This is a genomic window from Delftia sp. ZNC0008, assembly GCF_000799035.1.
In the GTDB taxonomy this organism is placed as follows: domain Bacteria; phylum Pseudomonadota; class Gammaproteobacteria; order Burkholderiales; family Burkholderiaceae_C; genus Comamonas; species Comamonas tsuruhatensis.
In genome coordinates this window covers 1-3,715 of the sequence record NZ_JTKZ01000134.1, presented here as the reverse complement: position 1 = coordinate 3,715, position 3,715 = coordinate 1, and the positions used below count along the sequence as shown (strand labels likewise).

The 3,715-nt window shown below is 68.3% G+C and carries 5 protein-coding genes; 4 read left to right on the top strand and 1 reads right to left on the bottom strand.

Going from position 1 to position 3,715, the window contains the following annotated elements:
• Window positions 1–894: NAD(P)/FAD-dependent oxidoreductase (locus tag L995_RS04715; protein ID WP_047469630.1), on the bottom strand; the 894-nt coding region annotated here is incomplete at its 3' end.
• A gap of 140 nt (window positions 895–1,034) precedes the next feature.
• Between L995_RS04715 and L995_RS04710 the strand changes: the two genes are divergently transcribed.
• From L995_RS04710 to L995_RS04695, 4 genes are all read left to right on the top strand, one after another.
• The gene (locus L995_RS04710; protein ID WP_197065103.1) at window positions 1,035–1,673 is read left to right on the top strand and encodes a TetR/AcrR family transcriptional regulator; all 639 of its coding nucleotides are present in this window, start codon (window positions 1,035–1,037) and stop codon (window positions 1,671–1,673) included.
• 147 nt (window positions 1,674–1,820) lie between these two features.
• Window positions 1,821–2,300, top strand: coding sequence for a sigma-70 family RNA polymerase sigma factor (locus L995_RS04705; RefSeq protein ID WP_052195752.1), 480 nt, complete (start codon window positions 1,821–1,823; stop codon window positions 2,298–2,300).
• Window positions 2,301–2,302: 2 nt separating this feature from the next.
• On the top strand, window positions 2,303–3,256 hold the full coding sequence (locus tag L995_RS04700) for a FecR domain-containing protein (protein ID WP_046986841.1): 954 nt from the start codon (window positions 2,303–2,305) through the stop codon (window positions 3,254–3,256).
• Window positions 3,257–3,352: 96 nt separating this feature from the next.
• The coding region (locus tag L995_RS04695) for an STN domain-containing protein (protein WP_047469620.1) at window positions 3,353–3,715 on the top strand (363 nt) is incomplete at its 3' end.

Sequence of the window (3,715 nt, the reverse complement as noted above, 5' to 3'; positions counted from 1 at the left end):
GCGGATGGCGCCCAGCACGCTGCGCTCGAGCGGCGTGGCATCGGAGCCCAGCAGTCGCAGGGCCTGGTCGCTGTGGCAGGCCAGCACCACGGCGTCGAACCGCTCCGTGCCGTGCGCCATCTGCAGCAGCACGCCGTGCGCGGCGCGGCGCAGGCCCAGCACGGGCGCGTTCAGCCGGACCTCGTGGCGGCCGTCCTTTTGCAGCGCGGCCACCATGCGCCGCACATACTGGCGCGAACCACCGCGCACGGTGCGCCACAGCGGCCGGTCCGTGACCTGGATCAGGCCGTGGTTGTGGCAAAAGCGGATCAGCGTGGCCACGGGAAAGCGCAGCATCTGGTCGGTGGGGCAGGACCAGATGCAGCCCATCATGGGCAGCAGATAGTCCTGGCGAAAGGCCGGCCCGAAGCCGTGGTCGTCCAGGAAATCTTCGATGCAGCTGCGCAGCCGCGCTTCATCGCCTTCCTCGGCGATGCGCGTGGTCAGGCGGTTGAAGCGCAGGATCTCGGCCAGCATCTTCAGGAAACGGGGCCGCAGCAGATTGCTGCGCTGGGCGAACACACCGCCCAGCGAACTGCCGCTCCACTCCAGGCCCGCCCGGCCGCCGGCCTGCGGCACCTGCACGGAAAACGACATCTCGGCCTCCGCCGTGGGCACCTGCAGCTCTTCGAACAGACGGGTCAGCAGCGGATAGGTGCGGTGGTTGAACACCAGAAAGCCCGTGTCCACCCCCTGGCTCACGCCGCCCAGCGCCAGATCGACCGTGTTGGCATGGCCGCCGAAATGGCTGCCTGCCTCCAGCAGGGTCACGCCATGCCCGCCCGGCGCGCCGGCCAGCCGCCGTGCTGCGGCCAGCCCCGCAATCCCCGACCCGATGACTGCAATGCGATGCATGGGAGCGTCCTTCCTGGTTGAATCGATCAGTCAGACCATGAAGATCAAACTGTGAACTGATGAGTTCAAACTATATACCAAACGTATCTGCTTTGCACTATTTGGTATCGGATATGACCTGTCGGGTCTAAAATATGGCTATGACAAGCCGCTCCTCCATCAAAGAACAGATACAGCGCGTGCGCGAGCAGGCCATCGTGGCGGCCGTCAACCGGCTGCTGGCCACCAAGGGCTACGACGCCATGACGGTGGACGAGGTGGCGGCCGAGGCCGGCATGGCCAAGGCCAGCCTGTACAAGCTGTTCACCTCCAAGGAAGAACTGGCAGGGGCCGCCATGGTGGGCGTGCTGGACCGTGCCCTGGCCTTCGTGGACGGCCTGCGCGACGAAGCCAGCCTGGCGGCCGAGGCCGGCACGCCGACGCGCCCGCTGGAACAGCTCAAGGCCGTGACGCGCTGGGCCATGCAGACCCAGCTGGAAGGCGAGATGCCCTCCCTGCCCGCGCAGAACTCCAACCTCAGCGCCTCGCTGCAATCCAACGACGACTACATGGACCGGCTGATCGCGCTGAGCAACCGCCTGAGCATCTGGATCACCGAGGCCCAGACCAGCGGCCAGATGCAGGCCACGCTGCCGGCCGAACTGGTGCTCTACACGCTGTTCGCGCGGGCCTGCGATCCGGTGGTGGCCCTGCTCAAGGAGTCGGGCCAGTACACGCACGCGCAGATCATCGACTGGGTGACCAGCACGACCTTCGACGGGCTGGCGGCGGCGGGCTGATCCGGTGCGCGGGATCGCACAGATCCCAATGCAAATGAGAATTCATATCAACTGGATAAAATGCCGGCAGTTTCTTGACGCACAAGAGGAAAGGCCCGGCACGTGCATCCATCCACCGACAGTGGCGCCAGCCAGGCTCTGGGCAGCATGTACGCGCAGCACAACCCTTGGCTGGTCGCGTGGCTGCAGCGCAGGCTGGGCAACCGCTGCGATGCGGCCGACCTGGCCCAGGACACGTTCACGCGCATCTGGGTCAGCGCCAGGACACAGGCCATCGAGGACATCCAGGAGCCTCGGGCCTATCTGACGACAGTGGCCAGGCGGCTGCTGGTCAATCACCTCGAACGCCGCTCGCTGGAGCAGGCCTACCTGGCGTCGCTGCACCTCCTGCCCCAGGCCACCGTGCCGTCCGTGGAGGCGCGGGCCATCCTGCTGGAGACGCTGCAGGAGCTCGATGCGCTGCTGGACGCCCTGCCCGCCAGGGTGCGCACGGCCTTTCTCATGTCCCAGCTAGAAGGCCTGTCCTACGAGGACATTGCCGACCGGATGCAGCTGAGCGTGCGCACCGTGACGCGCTACATGGCCCAGGGCTTTCGGCAATGCCTGCTGGTGATGCTGGAGCGCTGAGCATGCAGGCCGCAGACGCACGCATCCTGGACGAGGCCGCCCGCTGGCTGGCCCGCAGGCATGCCTCGGACTTCAGCGCGGCCGAGCAGGCCGAACTGGCGCGCTGGCGCAGCCAGAGCAGCCGGCATGAACAGATCTGGCAATGCGCCGAGCAGCTCAAGGGCCGCTTCAACACCGTGCCCGCCGCCGTCGGCATGGCCACGCTCAACCGCGCGCGCCCCTCGGCGGCACGGCGCCAGTTGCTGCGCTCGGCCGTGCTGGCCCTGGCCACGCCTGCGCTGGGCTGGCTGGCCTGGCGCCATCTGCCCTGGCAGGACTGGACGGCCGACTACCGCACGGCCAGGGGCGAGCGCCGCGCGGTCACGCTGGCCGATGGCAGCCGCGTGCAGCTGAACACGGCCTCGGCCATCAGCGTGCGCATGGATGGCACGGCGCGGCGCATCCGCCAGCATGCCGGGGAAATCCTGGTCGAGACCGCGCATGCGCCGCCCTACGCCTCCCAGCCTTTCATGGTGCAGACAGACGACGGCCAGATGCAGGCCCTGGGCACGCGCTTCATCGTGCGCAAGCTGGAGCGGGGCACGGCGCTGGCCGTGCTGGAGGGCGCGGTGCGCGTCACGCCGGCAGCATCGGCCACGGCCGTGGTGGTGCATGCGGGCGAGCAACTGCAATTCGATGGACAAGGCGCCAGCGCCACCCGCCCGGTGGCGCCGCGGGACTCGGCCTGGACGCTGGGCGTGCTCTATGCCGAGAACCTGCGGCTGCAGGACTTCCTGGCCGAGCTGTCGCGCTACCGCGAAGGCCTTGTGCGGTGCGACGACGATGTCGCCGACCTGCGCGTCTCCGGCACCTACCAGCTGCATGACACCGACCGCATCCTGGCCCTGCTGGCCCAGACCCTGCCGGTGCGCGTGCACGAGCGCAGCCGGTACTGGGTGACGGTGGCGCGGCGCTGATTCGATTTTTTTCTGCCGTGGCTGTCCGGTTTTTCGCTCTCGCCTGTCAAGGCTTGCGAAGACCACTTTCATCGACAGCCCAGAGGACAGAACACCATGCACTCCCCTTCTTCCACCGCCGGACCACGCGCCAGCCTGCGCGCCACCGCCTTGGCGGCCCTGGCCGTCAGCACCTCGCTGCTGCTGCACGCGCTGCCAGTCCAGGCGGCCGAGCCGGCCGCCAGCGCCGCTGCCAGGAGCTACCAGATCCAGCCGGGTCCGCTGGGCCCGGCGCTGATGGCCTTTGCCGCACAGGCAGGCGTGAACCTGGGCATGGACCTGCAACAGCTCGGCGGCATGGAGACACGCGGCCTGTCCGGCACGTTCTCCGTGGAAGACGGCTTTGCGCAGCTGCTGAACACGTCAGGCTGGACAGCGCGCCGCGTGGGTGCGGGCAACTACGCGCTGGAGAAGACGCGG

What these genes read in the sequence shown, in the direction of transcription:
- L995_RS04700 (WP_046986841.1), top strand. Translation starts at nt 2,303, where the DNA reads ATGCAGGCCGCAGACGCACGCATCCTGGACGAGGCCGCCCGCTGGCTG.
- L995_RS04710 (WP_197065103.1), top strand. Translation starts at nt 1,035, where the DNA reads ATGACAAGCCGCTCCTCCATCAAAGAACAGATACAGCGCGTGCGCGAG.
- L995_RS04705 (WP_052195752.1), top strand. Translation starts at nt 1,821, where the DNA reads ATGTACGCGCAGCACAACCCTTGGCTGGTCGCGTGGCTGCAGCGCAGG.